13 protein-coding genes are annotated in these 19,000 nt (G+C 65.7%); 3 read left to right on the top strand and 10 right to left on the bottom strand.

Annotated features, from left to right (window positions below; translation table 11 throughout):
* Positions 1-217: 217 nt before the first annotated feature.
* Complete coding sequence (lpxH, locus tag HLH45_RS09905) at positions 218-961, top strand: UDP-2,3-diacylglucosamine diphosphatase (RefSeq protein ID WP_008571623.1); 744 nt, start codon at positions 218-220, stop codon at positions 959-961.
* A 182-nt stretch (positions 962-1,143) separates the two neighbouring features.
* Here the strand turns inward: lpxH and HLH45_RS09900 are convergent, their stop codons facing one another.
* The 10 genes from HLH45_RS09900 to HLH45_RS09855 all read right to left on the bottom strand — a co-directional run bounded on the left by HLH45_RS09900 (position 1,144) and on the right by HLH45_RS09855 (position 14,891).
* Positions 1,144-1,563, bottom strand: coding sequence for a hypothetical protein (locus tag HLH45_RS09900; protein WP_008571624.1), 420 nt, complete (start codon positions 1,561-1,563; stop codon positions 1,144-1,146).
* A 134-nt stretch (positions 1,564-1,697) separates the two neighbouring features.
* Positions 1,698-2,951 carry a zinc-dependent metalloprotease gene (locus tag HLH45_RS09895; RefSeq protein WP_008571625.1) on the bottom strand — a complete coding sequence of 418 codons (1,254 nt, stop codon included), beginning with the start codon at positions 2,949-2,951 and terminating at the stop codon, positions 1,698-1,700.
* A gap of 568 nt (positions 2,952-3,519) precedes the next feature.
* Positions 3,520-4,365, bottom strand: coding sequence for a ferritin-like domain-containing protein (locus tag HLH45_RS09890; RefSeq protein WP_014089506.1), 846 nt, complete (start codon positions 4,363-4,365; stop codon positions 3,520-3,522).
* A 174-nt stretch (positions 4,366-4,539) separates the two neighbouring features.
* Positions 4,540-6,006, bottom strand: coding sequence for an amidophosphoribosyltransferase (purF, locus tag HLH45_RS09885; protein WP_008571628.1), 1,467 nt, complete (start codon positions 6,004-6,006; stop codon positions 4,540-4,542).
* Between the two features lie 30 nt (positions 6,007-6,036).
* Complete coding sequence (locus tag HLH45_RS09880) at positions 6,037-6,783, bottom strand: CvpA family protein (RefSeq protein ID WP_008571630.1); 747 nt, start codon at positions 6,781-6,783, stop codon at positions 6,037-6,039.
* A 213-nt stretch (positions 6,784-6,996) separates the two neighbouring features.
* Positions 6,997-8,064, bottom strand: a complete 1,068-nt coding sequence (locus HLH45_RS09875) for an SPOR domain-containing protein (protein WP_008571631.1) — start codon at positions 8,062-8,064, stop codon at positions 6,997-6,999.
* Positions 8,065-8,131: 67 nt separating this feature from the next.
* A complete protein-coding gene (gene folC, locus HLH45_RS09870) occupies positions 8,132-9,430 on the bottom strand; it encodes a bifunctional tetrahydrofolate synthase/dihydrofolate synthase (RefSeq protein ID WP_008571632.1) in 1,299 nt (432 codons plus the stop codon).
* A gap of 329 nt (positions 9,431-9,759) precedes the next feature.
* Complete coding sequence (locus HLH45_RS09865; RefSeq protein ID WP_008571633.1) at positions 9,760-10,404, bottom strand: histidine phosphatase family protein; 645 nt, start codon at positions 10,402-10,404, stop codon at positions 9,760-9,762.
* An 84-nt stretch (positions 10,405-10,488) separates the two neighbouring features.
* Complete coding sequence (locus HLH45_RS09860) at positions 10,489-12,573, bottom strand: S46 family peptidase (RefSeq protein ID WP_170922818.1); 2,085 nt, start codon at positions 12,571-12,573, stop codon at positions 10,489-10,491.
* A 236-nt stretch (positions 12,574-12,809) separates the two neighbouring features.
* Positions 12,810-14,891, bottom strand: a complete 2,082-nt coding sequence (locus HLH45_RS09855) for a phosphocholine-specific phospholipase C (protein ID WP_008571635.1) — start codon at positions 14,889-14,891, stop codon at positions 12,810-12,812.
* A gap of 106 nt (positions 14,892-14,997) precedes the next feature.
* On the opposite strand from HLH45_RS09855, the gene HLH45_RS09850 reads away from it, so the two are divergent.
* Positions 14,998-17,421 (top strand): TonB-dependent receptor, encoded by a 2,424-nt coding sequence (locus HLH45_RS09850; RefSeq protein ID WP_074053227.1) that lies wholly within the window; start codon positions 14,998-15,000, stop codon positions 17,419-17,421.
* Positions 17,422-17,693: 272 nt separating this feature from the next.
* The gene (gene tdh / locus HLH45_RS09845; RefSeq protein WP_008571638.1) at positions 17,694-18,728 is read left to right on the top strand and encodes an L-threonine 3-dehydrogenase; all 1,035 of its coding nucleotides are present in this window, start codon (positions 17,694-17,696) and stop codon (positions 18,726-18,728) included.
* Positions 18,729-19,000 lie beyond the last annotated feature (272 nt).

Below are 19,000 nucleotides of genomic sequence, written 5' to 3'. Positions count from 1 at the left end.
ATCTTGCGCTGCCGGTACGCGGTGAACTGACGGCAGGTTGCCCACCCACGCGCATGTCCCACGGCGCGTGCGACCCGCAGGATGTCTGAATGGCGATCGCCAGCCTGCGGCGTCGTTGCAAGTTGGCACACCAATCGCCGCGAAGCTGCAATGCTTCTGCGATTCCCGATTCCCGATTCCCGATTCCCGCCCCGCGCTGCCGCCGTACAATGGCGCAATGACGACCCTGTTCATTTCCGACCTGCATCTGGATCCGGCCCGGCCGGCAATCACCGAGTTGTTTCTGGAGTTCCTGCGCACGCAGGTTCCCGGCAGCGACGCGCTCTACATCCTGGGCGATCTGTTCGAAGCCTGGATCGGCGACGACACCCCATCCACCGCCGCCGATGCAGTGGCGGTGGCCCTGCATGCAGTGGCAGATTCCGGGGTGCCGGTGTTCTTCATGGCAGGCAACCGCGACTTCCTGGTAGGCGAAACCTATGCGCAGCGCGCGGGCTTCCGGATCCTGCCCGACCCCACCGTCATCGATCTGTACGGGCACACCACGCTGCTGATGCACGGCGATTTGCTGTGCACCGACGACACGGCCTACCAGGCCTTCCGCGCGCAGACGCGCGACCCGGTGTTCCAGGCGCAGTTCCTGGCCCAGCCGCTGGCCGCACGCGTCGCGTTCGCGCAGCAGGCGCGCGCTGCCAGCCAGGCGCGGCATGCAGAACTCAAGCAGGGCGACCAGTCGCGCTTCGAAACCGTCACCGATGTCTCGCCCGCCGAAGTGGAAGCCACCTTCGTGCGTTACGGGCTGGATCGGCTGATCCATGGCCACACCCATCGCCCTGCCATCCACACCTTGCAGGCCGGCGGCAACACCTGCACGCGCATCGTGCTGGGCGACTGGTACGAGCAAGGATCGGTCCTGCGCGTGGATGCCGATGGCGTGTCGCTGGAGCAGTTGGCGTTATAGCGCGGCAGATCCACGCGCCTGCCATGGCAGGCGCAGCGACGCGGTGCTGCATTCAAGGCACGCAGCAAGATCGAAAGCGCGCCTGACGCCACAGACACGCGGCGATGCAACGATGGATCGGCAGCGCTTGCCGATCGAGGTACGCAGCATCGTCGAGCGTGCCAATCAATGACCGCACCGCATCACTGCAGGCTTCGCGCACGCTCGGCGTAGTCGACGAAATCGGCATTCACCACGTCGTACCACAGCAGCGTGCCATCGGCCTGTACGCGGAAACGGTCGCGTACCGGGCTGGTCTGCGGGTCGCCGGGGCAGCCGTCGCCATGGCGTTCGCGCACCGCAAAATCGAACGTGTCCGGCGCAGGCGCATCGCCGTCCTCGGCCATGATGCTGATGCAGTTATCCGGGTACACCTTGTCGCCCTGCAAGCGGCTTTCGAGCGCCTGCAGTGCGCGGGCCTGCGCGTCGCCGCCGGGGGGTGGCGCCGGTGCGCTCACGGCAGGTTTGGGTTGCGTGGCGACAGGGTCGGCCGGTTGCTGCTTGCATCCGGCAACCGTCAGCGCGGCCAGGAACACAAGCGCATGACGCAGAGACGTGGACATGAGGGCTCCGCTCGACAGGACAAGGCCGGCAGTCACCGGCGGTGCGCCTAGTCTGCGCGATCCATGCGCGCGGGTGTAGCCAAAACGCCCGGCACTTGCGGTGCCGGGCCGGGCTTGGATCGGTCAACAACCGCTCAACGGAAGGCCGCAATCGTGGCCTTGGTATTGACCAGCACGCGTTGGTTGTCGGCGGTGCTGGCATTGCCCATGGGCACGCCGTTGTAGCTGATGTTGGGGTTGGACCAGTAGTTCAGGCGTGGGCAACCGCTGGTGCAGTCGTAGGCCATGATGGTGCGCCAGCTGTTGCCGTAGCGGTAGCCGTGGCCATACGCATACGGCGAGGTGCTCGGGTCGTTGGTGGCGTCGTGGCGTGCGCTTTGCAGATGCCCGATTTCATGAGCGAAGCTGTAGTAGCCGGTGGCGCAATCCCAGTACACCGACGCAAATGCGCTCGCGGCGTTAGAGCCAATACCCGACGCTAGGCCGCAGTAGCTGCTGTTGTCCAGCACGATGACTCCCACATCGGCCGTGTAGGTGTTGCGGCTGGTGTGGATGCTGTCCATGTAGCCGTCGTTGGTCACGCGGAAACGCTGCAGGTCGGTCGTGAAGTTGCCGGTCTCGGTGTAGCTGGTGGTCTCGTAGCGCGCCAGCTGCAGGGTGATACCCACGTTGCTGTTGATGTAGCCCTGGTTGGCTTCGGCCACCGCCAGTTGCACCAGCGACTGCATGTTGCCGCCGTAAGCGGTCACGGCCTTGTTGGTGGCCACCACGAGCACGCGAATGGTGGCCGGGCTACCTGATGAGGCAGCAGCGGCAGTCACGCGTCCGTCGCCGGGCATGTCGAACTTCGGCAGCAGGCTGTATTCGGCCGGATGCTCCTGCGGCATGCGCTGCTCATCCACCTGCACCAGCACGTGGCGGCCATCGGCCAGCGGACGCAGGCGATAGAGCTTGCCGGCGTAGCGAATCGTGCCGGTCACGGTGTCGCCGCTGCGCACCAAGATGGCCGAGTTCAGCGGGTCCACGCCCGAGAGCGTGCGTGCGCGGGTGCCGGCACGCGGCCCGAGGTTGCCGTACCAGACGCTGTCGCCACCCTCCAGGGCATCGACCTTGGCCTGGGTAGCGGTGATGGTCTGGCCATCCAGCTGTAGCTCCAGCAATTTTTCCGAGGCGGTTACCGCGCCGGCATCGAGCTGAACCACCTGCGCGTTGGCAGTGGACGGGGCGCTCAACAGGCGTTGCAGCGAAGGTTCGGCTGCAGCGGTGGCGGCGGCACTGCGGCTCAGCGCAGGGCCGGTTTGATACAACGGCTTGCCGGCAGCGGCGGCCGAGCCGGCCAGGCACATGGCAATCAGACCGACCGTGGTGCACATCGACTTCGACTTCATCGTCTTTCTCTCCTAAGACATGAAAGTTACGGATGTGAAACACCGGGCCCCTGTCCCCGGGACGCCATTAGGGCGCGTGGCACTGCACAGAATGCAAGTTGTTACAACGGAAAATTATGTTTCTGTGATGTTTACCAATCCCTGGATGCGATTCCAGCAGCTCTCGAACGGGAACCAGCGCACAGTCGTACTGAAAGAGCGCGTGCTGAAGGCGTGCGTCAAACGAGCACAAGCCGTCTTCACGGACAATACGGCGATCCTGCGTCGCCCTATGGATCGATGCACATGGACCCGATTGCGTCCGCCCAGCGATTGGCTGCGTCGATCCTCGCCTGTGTCGTGGACACCGCTGCGTCGGCGTCGGTGCAGATGGCGAGTGACGCCAGGTCGTCATGCATGGCATCGCGTGCATGGATGCCCGCCTCATCGGCCATGACGTGAAGGTGCGCTCCAAGCTGTGGCGCGTGACGCGGCGTGTGTGGCGTCACTGGAATCCGCGCACGCATGCGTCAGGTAGATTCACAGTACAGGTCACGAACGCAGATTCGCAGCTCCCGTGCAGGCACGCTCAGCCAGCCTGCTCCACCAGGTCGGCCAGCTCGTCCTCGTCGAAACCGGCAAGCAGGCGCGCCTGCAGATTGAACGGCCCATGCAGATACCCGCCAGCGTATTCGCGCAGCAGCGCCTTGAAGCGTGCGCGCGGCTCGACACCGGCCTGCTCGCAATACCACCGGTACCAACGCGAGCCGGCGGCCACGTGCGCCACCTCTTCGCGCAGGATGGTTTCGAGCACCTCGGCAGTGGCAGCGTCGCCGAGCGAACGAAGTTTGACGATCATCGCCGGTGTCACGTCCAGGCCGCGCGCTTCGAGCACGCGCGGCACCAGGGCCATGCGCGCCAGGCCGTCGTGTGCAGTCTTCTCACACATTTCCCACAGCCCGTTATGCGCGGCGAAATCGCCGTAGTCGTGGTCGTGCGCCTGCAATCGTGCGCGCAGCAGCATGAAGTGGCGCGATTCATCGTCGGCGACCGCGACCCAATCGGCATAGAACGCCGCGGGAAGCCCGCGAAAGCGATACACCGCATCCCAGGCCAGATCGATGGCGTTGAGTTCGATGTGCGCAATGGCATGGATAAACGCAGCGCGCCCTTCCGGCGTGCCCAGTCCACGGCGCGGCAAGTGGCGCGGATGCACCAGCAGTGGCGTTGCCGGACGGCCTGGCATACGGATCGGCGCAGGCGCAGGCGCTGCCGGATCGAGCGTCAAGACGCCTTCGCGAAAGGCGGCCGCGTAGTGCTGGGTCAGCGCGACTTTCTGTCGCGGGTCGGCCTGGTCCAGGCACAGCCGCGCAGCGTCGAACAGATCCGCGCTTGCGAACGGATCGCTGCTCACGCCGTTGGCCGCACGGGGCACTGGCGCGCTGCAGAAACGCACTGCGCTTGCACATGTTCGGCCGCAGGTAGCTGCCCGTTGCGCAGGCGCGCTTCATCGAGCGTGTCGATAGCTGCGGTGTTTTGTTTGCCGCACCTCGCCGACCCTCTCCGCACGCCAACCAGCGCGGCCAATCGGCCGCCCTGGTTCGGTGACTCAGGCGCGGCGACGCTTCTTGGCATCGTCCGAGCGCAGCTGCTGGATGCGTTCGAAATACCCCGGCTCGATGCCGGTGATGTATTCGCCGTTGAAGCACGAGGAATCGAACTGCTTGATGTCCGGGTTGCCCTCGCGCACTGCCACTTCCAGGTCTTCCAGATCCTGGTAGATCAGCCAGTCGCAGCCCAGAAACTCCTGGATTTCCAGCTCGCTGCGGCCATGTGCGATGAGCTCTTCGGCCGCCGGCATGTCGATGCCGTAGATGTTGGGGTAACGCACCGGCGGCGCGGCCGAGGCCAGGTACACCTTGCGCGCACCGGCATCGCGCGCCATCTGCACGATCTGCCGGCTGGTGGTGCCGCGCACGATGGAATCGTCCACCAGCAGCACCACACGGTTACGGAATTCCAGGTGGATCGGATTGAGCTTGCGGCGCACCGATTTCTGCCGTTCGCCCTGCCCCGGCATGATGAAGGTGCGGCCCACGTAGCGATTCTTGACGAAGCCCTCGCGGTACTTCACGCCGAGCACGTTGGACATCTCCAGCGCCACATCGCGCGAGGTGTCCGGGATCGGAATGATGGTGTCGATGTCATGGTCCGGTCGCAGGCGCAGGATCTTTTCGCCCAGCTTCAGGCCCATGCGCATGCGCGCCTTGTGCACCGAGATGTTGTCGATCATCGAATCGGGGCGCGCGAAGTACACGTACTCGAAAATGCACGGCGCGTTGTTGGTCGGTGCGGCGCAGACTTCCGAGAACAGCTCGCCGCGCGCGGTGATCACCAGCGCTTCGCCCGGGCGCACATCGCGCATCCGCTGGTAGCCGAGGATATCCAGCGCTGCCGACTCGGAGGACACGATGTATTCGGTGCCTTCGGCGTGTTCGCGCTTGCCCAGCACCAGCGGGCGGATGCCGTGCGGGTCGCGGAACGCCACCAGGCCCAGGCCCAGCACCACGCTGACCACCGCATAACCGCCCTTGCAACGGCGGTGCACGCCGGCCACCGCGCGGATCGCCGCTTCGGGGGTGAGCATGCGCTGCGCGTCCAGCTCGTAGGCGAACACGTTCAACAGCACTTCGCTGTCCGAATCGGTATTGATGTTGCGGCGGTCGGCTTCGAACACCTGCTGGCGCAAGGCCTCGGTGTTGATCAGGTTGCCGTTGTGCGCCAGCGCGATGCCGTAGGGCGAGTTGACGTAGAACGGCTGCGCCTCGTCCATGCCTTCCGAGCCTGCGGTCGGGTAGCGGCAATGGGCGATGCCGACGCGCCCTTCCAGCACCGCCATCTTCTTTTCGTCGAAGACGTCGCGCACCAGGCCGTTGGCCTTCTGCACGCGCAGGCGCGTGCCATCTGCGGTCGCGATGCCCGCGGCGTCCTGCCCACGATGCTGCAGGACGGTCAGGCCGTCATATAGCTGCCCGGCGACGTTCTGGTTGCCGACAATACCGACGATGCCACACATGGTGCGCGTTCTCCGCTTCGGCTTGCGCCGTTACTGTGAAGGTGGCCGTGCCTGGCCTTGGGATTCGACCCGAGCCGGGTCGCTTTCTCCGCCGCGAACCTGCGCCGGATCGATGTTGGCCGGCATCGCCTGCGTCGGATCGCGTCCGTCGCCAGCCGTCTTGCCGGGGTTGCCAAGCGCACGGGTGATGGTGTCGCTCAGCCCGGAACCGCCAAGTGCCTTGCCCAGGTCCGTATTATCGCCTGCCGAAGGCAACTTCCCCAACTCCGTGGGCAAGTTGCCGAGTTCCATTGATGGCATCTCCATCGATGGCATTCGCCAGGCCGGCAGTTGTGCCCGCATCCAGCCCGCGCCCGGCTGCAGCATGGGCAGCAGCACCGACTGGCGCCATGCCGGCTCGCGCGGCAGCGGGGTGAAGCCCATCAGCAGCACCAGCACGCTGGCCAGAAACGCACCGCGCACCACGCCCAGGCCGAACCCGAGCATGCGGTCGGTGCCGCCGAGCTTGATCGCATCCACGCCCGCGCGGATCACCATGCCAATCACCGCCACGCTGATCAGCACACCGACGAACACCATGGCGTAGCCGCCGAACGATTCGGTCGCAGACGGATGCTTGCCATCGGCCAGCCAGCGCGCGGCCGCGCCGCCGAACATGAAGGTGGCCCAGCCGGCCAGCAACCACGACAACGTACCCACCACGATGGCCACAAAGCCGCGCAACAAGCCCAACAGGGCCGACACCAGAATGATGACGCCCAGCACCATGTCGATCATGGGCAACCTCTCCGCGTGGCGCGCGCGCCGTGAATGCAATGGGGCTCGGTCGTCATTGCCCTCCCCTCCATGGGTGCGAGGCGTTGGAAAATCCAGCAGCTGCAGGCGCGCAGTGCAGGCAGTTGGCAGACACGTGACGGTCCGCCGGCAGTGCAGTGTACGAGCGGCGGCCACCTGCGCGGCGGCCGCGTTTGCTTGCGGCCGGCATGGCGGTTACGGATGCGGACGCACCATGCCGGAGATACCGACCTTGGCTGCCACCTGGGCACGCAACTGTTCGGCATCGCTGCGATTGGCGACCGGGCCGACGCGCACGCGGTTCAACGCGCCCTTGTCGGTCCGCACCTGTTCGACGAAGGCACTGAAGCCGGCAGCGCGCACGCGGTCGCGCAAGGCATCGGCATCTTCGGCACGACCGAACGCGCCCAGCTGCACTGCAAACCCGACCGCACTGGCCGCAGGCGCTGCCGGCGCGGTGGCCACCGGCTTGGCGGGTTCAGGCTTGGCGGCAAGCTCGGGCTTGGCGGGGGCGGGCTTGGTGACCTCAGGCTTGGCCGGCACGGGCTTGGCCACCTCGGCCGGCTTGGGCGCGGCGGCCACCGGTTTGGCGGGCTCCGGCGGCAGACTTTCGGTCTTGGTCGGTGCGGTGGTGCTGGCGGCGGCGACGCTGCTGCTGGGTTTGACGGCAGGCGCAGGCGCCGGTGCGCTGGCGACAGGCGCCGGCGCGGCGGCGTTGGCGTCCAACGTCACCACCTGGGCGTTGACGTCGCTGCGTACCTTCACTGCCTGCAGCCGGGCCGATTCGGCCTGCGCCTGGTCGGCATACGGCCCCACGCGCACGCGCCAGGCGGGGCGGCCGTTGATCTGGGTCTTTTCGCTGAAGCCGGGCAATTGCGCCTGCTTGAGCCGCGCAATCACCGCGTCGGCGTCGGCGCTGGTGGCGTATGCACCAAAATTCACTGCGTAGTTGCCGGCAGCCACTTCCGGAGCCGAGGGCGTGCTGGACGGAGCGGCCAGATCGGCGGCATCGGGGTTGTTCTGCACCGGCGCCGGCGCACCGGCCATGCCTAGCGCCCCACCGGCCGGCGCATTGCCCGGAGTGACCAGCGGCAATTCGCGGGTTTCGAACTCGCCATTGGCGGGCGCTGCGGGCGCCTCGAGCGGTACATCGGCCACACCGCTCGACGGCGCGGGGCCCTTGACCAGCATCGGCAGGAAGATCACGGCAAGCGCCACCAGAACGATGGCGCCAATCAGTCGCTGTTTCAGAGCAGTATCCACGGAAGAGACGAGAGGCGGCGTGGCGGGGTGCCGCGGCGATTATAAGGCCGGCGCCACCCCGACGACCTCAGCGGGCTGAATGAAGTGCGTCGAGCGCGTCGGCCACGGTGTGAAACGAGCCGAACACCAGCACGCGGTCGCCGGGGCTGGCCCTGTCCAGGACCGCGCGCACTGCACTGGCAACATCGCGATGACACGGCGCCTGCGCGGCGGCACTGCCTTGCAGACGGGCATGCAATGCTTGCGCCGATTGGCCGCGCGCGCCTTCCAGCCCCGCCAGCGCCCAGTGGTCGATCTGCCCAGCCACTGCCTCCACCACGCCCAGCACATCCTTGTCGGCCAATGCGGCGTAGATCGCATAGGTGCGGCCGGCATGCGCCTGCGTACCGAGCGCGGCGGCCAGCGCGCGTGCGGCCTGCGGGTTGTGTCCGACATCCAGCAGTACCTGTACGCCATTGACCTCAAGCCGCTGCAGTCGCCCGGCCACTTGCGCGTTGCCGATGCCCTGCGCCCAGGCCGCGTCGGGCACTTCCACCGGCAATGCCTGCAACGCGGCGATCGCGGCAGCGGCGTTGGCCAGCTGCACTGGCGCACGCAGTGCCGGCATCGGCAGTTCCAACGTCACTGCCACATCGCGCCAGCGCCAGCGCGGCGCGTCGGATTGCGGGCTCTCGGCGTGCCGTGTGTCGATCGGCTCGAAGAAATAATCGCTGCCGGCACGGATGGCATTGGCACCCAGCTGGTAGGCGCGACGCAGCACACTGGACGGCGGGTCGATCTCGCCCAGCACCACCGGCTTCCATGCGCGGATGATGCCGGCCTTCTCGGCGCCGATGGCCTCGCGGTCCTCGCCCAGCCAGTCGGTGTGGTCGAGATCGACCGTGGTGATCACTGCCACATCCGAATCGACGATGTTGACCGCATCCAGGCGCCCGCCAAGGCCGATTTCCAGCACCGCCAACTCCAGCGCCGACTGCTGAAACAACCACAGCGCCGCCAGCGTACCGAACTCGAAATAGGTCAACGCGGTGTCGCCGCGTGCTGCTTCGACCGCTGCAAACGCGTCGACCAGCTGCGCGTCGCTGGCCTCTTCGCCATCGATGCGCACGCGCTCGTTGTAGCGCAGCAGATGCGGCGAGGTGTAGGCCCCCACCTTCCAGCCGGCAGCACGCCCGATCGCCTCGATGAAGGCCACCGTCGAGCCCTTGCCATTGGTGCCGCCCACGACGATGACATGCGTGGCCGGCGCGGCAAGCTGCAACCGCGCCGCAACCGCGCGCACGCGCTCCAGGCCCATCGCAATGGCACTGGGATGCTGCTGCTCGATATAGGCGAGCCAGGCGGAGAGGGAGTCGGTTGCGTTCATGGGGAGGGCTGCGCAGAGAGGGGCACATTATCGCCATTTGCGCTTGCGCAACGCACGCCACGTCGGTGTTGGATGTATCGCGCGTGCTTGGTTAGTACGACGCAGCTCGGTTGATCGCGCATGGTGGCGAACGCCGTCACCAGCGCATCCCAGGACGTTTAGCGATCACCCCAAGACGCAGCCCCGACACGGAGCGTTGACTACGCAACCGCACCGAGGCCTGTTCCACCAACTCACCCAAACCTGCAAGCGTGTATCAACGACGTTCGGCATTTTGGCACCTGCAACGACATGGCGTGTCATTGGTGATCCAGCGTCCTTGCCTCGCCTTACAACGCCCGATGCTTTGCCTCACCAAAGAACGGTGTGTGATGCGCACAGTCGTTGAGGCGCACCACTTCGAGATGCTCCACGTCATCGCCTTCGAGCAGGTTCAGCGTGGTCGGGGCCTGGCGGAAGCTCCATAGCTTGGACAACGGCAGGCCCAGGATCTTGCACAGGATCACGCGATTGACCGCATCGTGCGCAACCACCAGCAAGGTGTCGTGCGCGCCCAGCCCATCGGTGGCACGCACCAGGCCGCGCCAACTGCGATCGAGCACCTGACGCAGCGATTCGCCACCCGGCATCAACACGGTATCGGGCTCTTCGCGCCAGGCGCGCAGACGTGCGGGGTCCTTGTCGTTGATCTCGCTGGCCAGCAGGCCCTCCCACTCGCCGTGCGCAATTTCCTGCAGGTCGGCATCGGTCTGCAGCAGCGCTTGACGCGACGCGCCCAGCGCGGCCTTGGCAGTGGCCTGCGCACGCGACAACGGCGATGCCACCGCGCGGTCGATCTGCAGCGTGTGCAGCCGTTCGCCCAATGCGCGCGCCTGGCCTTCGCCAACCGGCGAAAGCGGAATATCGATCTGGCCCTGGTAACGGCCTTCGGCGTTCCACGGCGTCTCGCCGTGACGAGCAAGCAGGATGCGCATGCGCTGGGAGTTCCTTGGGGGAGGGGCCCGCTCGCCGCAGCGAAAACGGGACCGCATGATAACCCCTGCCGCACCGGCGCCGCGTCAGCGCACGCCTAGCTCCTTCAACAGCTGTGGCGCCGGAGCGACCTCGGTCATGATCCAGCGCAGATAGCGGCTGTCCACGGCAATCATGCGGGTCATTGCCGGATCGAAGATCCAGTTGCTGCTCACCGACTCCCAATTTCCGTCGAATGCCAGGCCGACCAGCTTGCCTTGCGCGTCCATCACCGGCGAACCGGAGTTACCGCCGGTGATGTCCAGGTCCGACAGGAAATTGACCGGCACCGAGCCCAGGCGTTTGTCCTCCAGCCCGGCGTAGCGCTTGGCCTTGACCGCATCCAGCAAGGCCTTGGGCGAATCGAACGGATCGGCGCCGGTCTCCTTGGCGACCACCCCTTCCACGGTGGTGAACGGTGTGTAGGCCACGCCATCTTTCGGGGCGTAGCCCTTGACGTTGCCGAAGGTGATGCGCAGCGACAGGTTGGCATCCGGATAGACCGATTCGCCCCGGCTCTTCCTGTAGTCGGCCAGGGCTTGCAGATACACCGGCCGCGCCTTGAGCTGCTCGCCGGTACGCAGTTTGTCCTCGCGCTCGATCTGCAACAGGGCCGGTGTCACCGCCACGGCGTACTGGATCGCCGGGTCGGTGCTGGCTTCGAAGGCGGCCCGGTCGGCGGTGAGCCACGTCAGCCGCGCTTGCGTGCTCCCCAACGCCGTGCCATCGAGCTTGCCCACGGCCGCCTGCACGGCCGCCGCATCGCGACCGCCCAACCACTGGTCCAGCGCGGCGATGCGCTGGTTGGCCGGCAGCTTCAGGTACTGGCTGAGCCAGTACTGCTGCAGCTGACGATCCATGGCCGGCACGTAACGGCGCTCCATCTGCTTCATCGTCGCTTCGATCGACGGCAGGTCGCGGTCCTGGTACCCGGATTCGCGTTGCGCATTGGGCTTGGCACGCTCCAGCGCCAGCCGGTACAGCGTCACCGCGGCACCCACCGTGCCGGTGGAGTCGAACTGGCGCAGCACGAAGTCGCGCTGTTGCGTGGCCTGGGTCTGCTTGAGCAGCTTGACCAAGGTGTCGTGCGCGGCAAGCGCATTACGCCCGCTCGCACCCCGCCCCTTGAGCCAGGCCAGCACGGCCGCTTCGTCGGCCTGCTTGGTGGCCTGCGCATTGATGCGCTTGAAACCTTCCAGTTGCCCGTCGAAGTTCTTGGCGGAGTTATTGAGGCTGGCGACGGTGCTGGCATATTTCACCTGGATGTCGGGATCCTGCTTGCCTGCCTGTTCGATCAGGCCGATGACGTCCTTCAATTGCTGGCCGACCACCGGGTAGGTCCAGCTAGCGGTGTTGTCGAATTCGGCAGCCAGCGCGTAGCGATTGGTGCGGCCCGGATAGCCGGCCACCATCACGAAGTCGCCAGCGCCCAGCGGCTGGTCGGCGAACTTCAGGAAGTGCTTGGGCTGGTAGGGCATATTGTCCTTGGCGTAGGCAGCAGGCGTGCCGTCCTTGCCGACATAGGCGCGATAGAACGAGAAATCGCCGGTGTGGCGCGGCCACATCCAGTTGTCGATGTCGCCGCCGAACTTGCCCACGCTGCCGGGCGGTGCATAGACCAGGCGCACATCCTTGATCTCCAGGTTCTTGAACAACCGGTAGGCGTTGCCCCCGGCAAAACTGAAGAACTGGCAGCGGTAACCCGGCTGCGCTTCGCAGGACGCGATCTGTTGCTTGCTGAAATCCTCAAGGGCCAGCGTGCGCTTGAGCGCATCGTCGCCTGCAGTGGCCATCGCTGCCCTTGCCGGTGCCGTGACGTCGGTAATGGCATCGAGCACGTAGATACGCGCACTGGGACCTGCGCTGAGCTCGTCGGCGGGACGTACAGCGTTGAACCCGTCCTTGATCAGGTTCTTTTGCGCGGTGGAGTTGAGTTGGATCGCGCCATAGGCACAGTGGTGGTTGGTGACGACCAGACCCTGCGGCGAGACGAAGCTGGCGGTGCAACCACCCAGGGCGACCACGGCGCCCATCGGATCGCCGGTCAGGTCGGCCAGCTGCTGCGGCGAAAGCCGCAAGCCTGCTTGCTGGAGGGGCCCGGCGATCTCGGGCAGCTGTTGTGGAACCCACATCCCCTCGCCCGCCTGTGCAGACGAAACGACAGCCAGCGTGGCCAGCACGGAAACAGCGAACAGGTTCGGACGCATCGACAGCCCCAAGGGTTATTGTCGTTACAGTGTAACGCCAACGTCTGCTGGCAAATCCACGACCGATGACAGGATCGGCGCGCGCCCTTTCCCCACGCACGCACGTATGCCGCGCAGCAGGCGCCCGCGGTTCGCCTGCAGCTCCGTGGCCGGGCGCCCGCCTAGACGCGGCCGAACGCGGGGTCGCTGCGGCTGGGCCTGCCGGTTTCCAGATGCCCGGCCAGCCGGCGGCGGAAAGCGCTGCCCGGCTGTTCCACCACCAGGTCGTACCAGTGATCGCTGGCGGCAAGCGCCAGGCGAATGGTCTCGCGCTGACCTGGGGCCAGCGGGAAGGTGCGCGCATCTGGGTCTGCGTAGTCCAGCGCACGCAGCTGCACGGTGCAGGCGCGCTGCCCGGCATTGCCGATTTCCAGCACCAAGGCGTCGCCCTCCTGCCGCGCCTCCACCCATGGCGCGGCCGATGGCGCAGAGGCACTTGGCACCTGCCCGGCGAACTCGCGCAAGAAGCCATTCGGCCCGTGCACGCGCAAGGCGTATGCACCCGCGTGCGTGGCCCCGACCGGCGCATCCTCCAGCTGCGTGCCGGGCAGCACCGTGTAATACCAGGGGCCGCCACTGGCCGCGCTGCTGTAGACGTTGAACGCCGCGGCCGCCGCGCCGCTGTTGACGAACTGCAACTGCACGGTGGCGCCCTCTTGCACGCGTGCATGCACCTGCAAGGCATACGGCAGTGCGCGCGCCGGCCGTTGCCCCGGTTCCTGGCGCGGCATCGCTGCGGCGGCAGGCACCGACGGTAGCGGTTTGTCGCGCACGGTAGCGGTACGTGCGCGATAGTCCTCGACCGACGGCAATGCGCTCAACGCCGAATCGTCCGGTTTGCGGAAGTCGAACACGCTGGTGAGATCGCCACTGACCGCACGCCGCCATGGGCTGATGTTCGGCTCGGCCACGCCGAAGCGGCGTTCCAGCAGACGCAGGACCGAGGTGTGATCGAACACCTGCGAGTTGACCCAGCCACCACGTGTCCACGGCGAGATCACCAGCATCGGCACGCGAATGCCCAGGCCGATCGGCACGCCATCGTAGACCTCGCCACGCGTGTCGACATTGCTGCGCCCCATGCGTGCGTCCACTGCCGGCAACGGCGCGGGCACGTGATCGAAGAAGCCGTCGTTCTCGTCGTAATTGATGATCAGTGCCGTCTTGGCCCACACCTCGGGATTGGCGGTGAGCGCATCGATCAGACGCGCCACCAGCGACTCGCCATAGGCAGGCGGCGCTTCGGGATGTTCGCAGTACGCGGTGGGCGGGATGACCCACGACACCTGCGGCAGGCGATTGGCCTGCACATCGGCAGCGATCGCCGCGACCAGATGCTCGGCCTGGGTGGTGGCGGCATTGTCCGCGGTGGACCCGGGCACGCACGCACGTGCACGCCGGTACCGTTCGTCGTCGGTGCGCAGATCGCGGTAGTGCGAGAAGTACGCCAGCGAGTTGCAGCCGAAGTTGTCGTATTCCTGATACACGCGCCAGTCCACGCCGGCAGCCTGCAAACGCTGCGCGTACGTGGTCCACTGCAGTGCTGCGTAGCCGGGCTTGTCGCGCGCCATGTCGGCAGTCCAGTTGCCATCGTCGGCATTGGTCACCGCCTGCGCGCCGACGTTGCCCACGCTTGGGCCGCTGGTACCGGTGAACAGATACATGCGGTTGGGATTGGTCGGCCCGTGCAGCGAGCAGTAATAGCCGTCGCAGATGGTGAACGCGTCGGCCAGCGCGTGGTAGTACGGGATGTCGTGACGCTGGAAGTATCCCATCGTCAATTCCCCCTTGTACGGCACCCACGCATCGTATTCGGCCCAGCGTGCCGGGTCCTGCCCGTGACCGGCCTTCCAGGAATGATCCAGGCTCTTGATCAAGGGCGCGCAGGTATGTTGCGAATCGAACGCGAACGGCAGCAAGCGTCGTCCATCGGACGTGGGTTGACTCCATACCGGATGGCCATCGCGCAGTTGCAGCGCGCGCGGATCGCCAAAGCCACGCACGCCACGTAGCGCGCCGAAATAATGATCGAACGAGCGGTTTTCCTGCATCAGGATCACCACATGTTCGAGATCGCGCAACGTGCCGGTCCGCGCGTTGGCCGGCAGCGCGAGCGCACGGCCGATCGAAGACGGCAAGGCGCCGGCAGCAGTGAGCGCAGCGACGCGCTTGAGGAAATCGCGACGCGAAGAGGAAGATGTCATGGCGGCAGAACCTGCAAAAAGTGGCGCTTTTTCCACCGCGCAGCGCGGTTGGACACGACACGTATAGCGGGCGAGCGCGACAGTTTTGCGACAGCGACCGTCATCAATGTTTCATGAGCCGTTGACACCCTGCGTCGCGAAACGCCGGCTTTGCACCGTGCGTCCGCCCTCAGCCGTGGCCGAACAGGACTCCCCCATGACTTCCGCTCGTCGCTTTCATGTCACACCGCTGGCGCTTGCCCTGGCAACGCTGCTTCCCGTCATTTCGCAGGCCGCGTCGCCGGCCGAGCCGGTTGCCGTTGCTCCGGCAGCGGAGGCAGCGACACCTGTGGCCGACGCCGCCAATGCAACGCAACTGGATGCAATCAATGTGGTGTCGCAAGGCAGCACGCGCCAGGTGCAACGCATCAGCCAGCAGGACATCGAGCAGCTGACACCCGGCAGCAGCGCATTCAAGGCAGTGGAAAAACTGCCTGGCGTGCAGTTCCAGTCCGCCGATCCATTCGGCACCTACGAATGGTCCACGCAGGTGACCCTGCATGGCTTCGACCAAAGCCGCCTGGGTTACACGCTCGATGGCATTCCACTGGGCAACATGAGCTATGGCGTGACCAATGGCCTGCACATTACGCGCGCCATCATTTCGGAAAACCTCGGTTCGGTGGAAATTGCGCAGGGCGCCGGTGCACTAGGCACTGCGTCCAACACCAATCTCGGCGGCACCATGCAGTTCTACTCGGCCGACCCGCAGACCACGCCTGGCGCACGGTCGGTGCAGACAGTGGGCAGCGATGCAACGCGCCGCACCTTCGTGCGCGCCGACACCGGCGATCGCGATGGGTTGTCGGCGTATCTGTCGTATGCCAATGCCAGCACCGACAAATGGAAGGGCTATGGCGATCAGACATCCGAACAGGCCAATCTCAAGACGGTGTACCAGTGGGGCGACGGCAACCGCCTGAGCCTGTTCGTTGATACCTCGCGGCGCAAGGAATACGACTACATGGATCTGTCGTTGACCAGCCAGCGCGCGCTCGGCTGGGACTACGATTACCTGCAACCGGATTGGGCCACTGCCGTGCAGATGGCGCGCGCCTACCAGAACACCGGGGCCACCAGCGGCGTGGCCAACGGCTACCCGCAATCGCTTGCCGGTCTGCCCAGCGACTACAGCTGGCTCGACGCCAGCTATTACGCCGGCGGCGGACTGCGTCGCGACAACCTGGCGGGCTTGTCGGGCACGTTTGTCTTCGGCGGTGCCACGCTCGATGCCAGCGGCTATTACCACGGCAATCGTGGCGAAGGCCAATGGGTGACACCGTATGTGCCCACCTCCGCGCAGATGCCGCTGTCGATGCGCACCACCGACTACGGCCTCGATCGCTTCGGCGGGACCAGCGCACTGAAATGGTCGTGGGGCAATCACGATCTGGAAGTGGGCGCATGGGCAGAAAACGCGCGCACCACGCAGGGCCGCAATTACTTCGCGCTTGGTAACGAAGGTTACACCTCGCTGTACAACGTATACGAGGCACAGACCCCGTTCCGTCGCGACTTCCTGCAGCGCTACACCACCCAGACCCGCATGCTGTATCTACAGGACACCGTGCGCTTGCTCGACGACCGTCTGACCCTCAACTACGGCGCAAAGGCGCTCAGCACCACCACGCGCGCACAATCGCTGGTGCCGACCACCGCACTGGCGCAAGGCCGCATTCGCGCCGAAGATAATTTCCTGCCGCAAGTGGGCATCAACTACAAGCTCGACGAACGCCAAGACCTGTACGCGTCCTACAGCAAGAACATCGCGGCGTTCGGCTTCACCCCGTTCGCCACCTCGCAGGCGGCGTTCGACCGCAGCCGCTCCACGCTGGAACCGGAACAATCGCAGACCGTGCAGGTGGGTTACCGCGTGCAGGATGCGCAGTTCCAGCTCTCGGCCGACGCCTATTTCACCAAGTTCTCCAACCGCCTGCTGACCACCTCGCCGTGCACCGCGGTGCAGACCTGCGCCTCGATCCTGAGCAACGTCGGTGCGGTGCACAGCGCCGGCGCGGATCTGGCACTGATGTGGCGCCCGACCGAAGGAGTGAGCTGGTTGAACTCGTTGTCGTGGAATCGCTCGCGTTACCAGGACGATTACCTCAACAACGGCGTGGTCGCCACCTCCGGCAAGGACGTGGTGGGCATCCCGGCGTTGATGTTCTCTTCCAGCGCCAGCTACCAGATCGGCAACCTGCGCCTGGATCTGGACGGCAAGTACGTGGACAAGCGCTACATCACCTTCCTCAACGATTCGCAGGTGCCGTCCTACTGGCTGTTCAATGCCGGGGCACGTTACGACTTCGGCCGTGTCGGCGGGGTGGCCGATGTGGCGCTGGCGCTCAACATCAGCAATCTCACCGACAAGCGCTACTTCGCCAGCACCGGCACCAACGGCTATGTCGCCTCCGATCCGGATGGCTACAACCAGACCATGGTGGTCGGCGCACCGCGGCAGTACTTCATGAGCCTGGATGTGAAGTTCTAGGCGCGGCTGACAAGCATTGGAGCGGTGCTGGCGCCGATGACGCACGCCTGCCGTTTGGCCAACGCGCTAGCCCTGGCAGGCGGCGGCAGGTCTGGAGCGTGGTTCCCATCCTGGGCCGAGGCGCCAGCTTCGTCGCAACGGGCACGGGCCGGACCGGCCCTGCCCCACCGTGGATCCAGGGCCGCATCACGTCCATTCCCGCACCGCCGCATGGCATACAGGCCGCGACGCCTATAATCGCCGGCTTACTTTCACTCAGCAGGTTCCGCCAGATGGCGCAGACGATGAAGGCGCTGGTCAAGCGCGAAGCGAACAAGGGCATCTGGCTGGAACAGGTGCCAGTGCCGACGCCCGGCCCCAACGAGGTGCTGATCAAGCTGGAAAAGACCGCCATTTGCGGCACCGACCTGCACATCTACCTGTGGGACGAATGGAGCCAGCGCACGATCAGGCCGGGCCTGACCATCGGTCATGAATTCGTCGGCCGCGTGGCCGAGCTCGGTTCGGCCGTGACCGGCTATCAGGTCGGCCAGCGGGTGTCGGCCGAAGGCCACATCGTGTGCGGCCATTGCCGCAACTGCCGTGGCGGCCGTCCGCACCTGTGCCCCAACACGGTCGGGATCGGTGTCAACGTCAACGGCGCTTTCGCCGAATACATGGTGATGCCGGCCAGCAACCTGTGGCCGATCCCGGACCAGATTCCGTCCGAGCTTGCCGCGTTCTTCGACCCCTACGGCAACGCCGCGCACTGCGCGCTGGAATTCGACGTCATCGGCGAGGACGTACTGATCACCGGCGCCGGCCCGATCGGCATCATTGCCGCCGGCATCTGCAAGCACATCGGTGCGCGCAATGTGGTGGTCACCGACGTCAACGATTTCCGCCTCAAGCTGGCGGCCGACATGGGGGCCACGCGCGTGGTCAACGTCTCCAAGACCTCGCTCAAGGACGTCATGGCCGACCTGCACATGGAAGGCTTCGACGTGGGCCTGGAAATGAGCGGCAACCCACGTGCGTTCAACGACATGCTCGATTGCATGTACCACGGCGGCAAGATCGCCATGCTCGGCATCATGCCGCGTGGCGCCGGTTGCGACTGGGACAAGATCATCTTCAAGGGCCTCACCGTGCAGGGCATCTACGGCCGCAAGATGTACGAGACCTGGTACAAGATGACGCAGCTGGTGCTGTCGGGTTTTCCGCTGCACAAGGTGCTGACCCATCAGCTGCCGATCGACGATTTCCAGAAAGGCTTCGACCTGATGGAAGAAGGCAAGGCCGGCAAGGTCGTGCTGAGTTGGAATTGATCGGCTGACACTGCAGATCTGCGAAAGGCGCCGCGAGGCGCCTTTTGCGTTTTTAAGACATGCGCTTGCTGACGAATGCTGCGAGCGATTTTCAGGAGCTGGCGAAGCGTCTCAAGCAACGCGGGGTGGGCTAGGGTCTGGATAAACGCCTAGTGGGCCGATTGCGCGGTGCCCTCGCCGCTCGCGGGACACGCCGCAAGTACGTCCATGTAGGCTCGATGGCGGCATCCATGCCGCCAACGGTCCCGCAATCGGCAAGGACACCGCACCGG

Source organism: Xanthomonas euvesicatoria (genome assembly GCF_013112235.1).
GTDB classification, from domain to species: domain Bacteria; phylum Pseudomonadota; class Gammaproteobacteria; order Xanthomonadales; family Xanthomonadaceae; genus Xanthomonas; species Xanthomonas euvesicatoria.
The sequence above is the reverse complement of the archived record's forward strand: the minus strand, read 5'-3'. Positions and strand labels throughout refer to the sequence as shown.